This window comes from Pseudonocardia sp. SID8383, assembly GCF_009864975.1.
GTDB lineage: Bacteria > Actinomycetota > Actinomycetes > Mycobacteriales > Pseudonocardiaceae > Pseudonocardia > Pseudonocardia alni.
The window spans coordinates 1-1,309 of the sequence record NZ_WWFY01000859.1 but is presented as its reverse complement, the minus strand read 5'-3'; the positions used below and the strand labels follow the sequence as shown (position 1 = coordinate 1,309).

The following is a 1,309-nucleotide window of genomic DNA, read 5'->3' as shown; positions in this document are numbered from 1 at the left end:
TCAGCCGACCGCGGGGACCCGCTCGGACTCCGGCGGCGGGCCGGGCGGGGTGCCGTCGCCGAACGGGCGCCCGCCCAGCTCCTCGCGGCCGTGCGCGGTCGTCCAGCCGGCGGTGTCGGGCCCCTTCGGGACGATCCCGGTCGGGTTCACCGACGCGTGCACGCCGTAGTAGTGCTGCTTGACCTGCTCGAAGTCGATGGTGTCGCCGAAGCCGGGGGTCTGGAACAGGTCCCGGGCGTAGGCCCACAGCACGGGGAGCTCGGTGAGCTTGTGCCGGTTGGCCTTGAAGTGGCCGTGGTAGGCGGCGTCGAAGCGGACCAGGGTCACCCACAGCCGGATGTCGGCCTGGGTGATCGAGTCACCGACCAGGTAGCGGCGCGTCGACAGGTGCTCGGACAGCTCGTCCATCCGCGACCACAGGGCGTCGTAGGCGCGGTCGTAGGCGCGCTGGGACGAGGCGAACCCGCACTTGTAGACGCCGTTGTTGACGTCGTGGAAGATCCCCTCCCCGATCTCGTCGATCGCCTCCGGGTCGGTCCACAGGTCCGGGGCGCCGTCGCGGTGGAGCCCCCGCCACTGGGTCGACAGGTCGCGCTCCAGCAGCGCGTACTCGTTGGTGACGACCTTGCCCGAGGCGACCTCGACCATGGCAGGGACGGTGACACCCTCGTCGTAGCCGGGGACGGCCTTCTCGTAGGCCTCGCGCAGGTACTCGATGCCGAGCACGGGGTCGACGTTCCCCGGATCGAGGTGGAAGCGCCAGCTGCGCTCGTCGTGCAGCGGGCCCGCGATGCCCATCGAGATCGCGTCCTCCAGCCCGAGCAGCCGCCGGGTGATGATCACCCGGTTCGCCCACGGGCAGGCGCGCGCGCCGACGAGGCGGTAGCGGCCCGCCTCGACCGGCCACGGCGACGACCCGTCGGCCGTGATCCGCTCGGCCACCCCGAGCGCCTCCCGTACGAACTCACCGCTGTCCTGGTCGGTCCCCATGCCGCCGACGCTAGCCCTGTGGTCGGATGGGCGCATGGGCGTCGACGGTGACCTCGCACGCGGTCTGTCCGAGCTGGTCGCGCCGGGTTCCCGGGTGGCGCTGGCCGACGGTTGCGGGCTCCCCTACGCGCTCGCCCGCCCGCTCTCGGCGGTCGCGGCCCGTGCCGGGGGTGTGCGGCTCGTGCTGGGCTGGGTGCCCGGCCCGGCCCCGGACCTCGAGCCGGACGCGTTCGCCGACATCCGCACCGTCGTCGGGGGGCCGGGAGCGCGGACGCTGATCGAGTCCGGGCGCGCGCACCGGGTCCCGGCCCGGCTCTCG

General features: G+C 73.6%; 1 protein-coding gene and 1 pseudogene. One reads left to right on the top strand and one right to left on the bottom strand.

The features are described 5' to 3' along the window. On the bottom strand, positions 1 to 990 hold the full coding sequence (locus GTW08_RS20800; protein WP_073575496.1) for a glutathione S-transferase family protein: 990 nt from the start codon (positions 988 to 990) through the stop codon (positions 1 to 3). A 34-nt stretch (positions 991 to 1,024) separates the two neighbouring features. Here GTW08_RS20800 and GTW08_RS20795 point away from each other — a divergent pair. Next, a pseudogene (locus GTW08_RS20795) lies at positions 1,025 to 1,309 on the top strand (acetyl-CoA hydrolase); the annotation flags it as partial.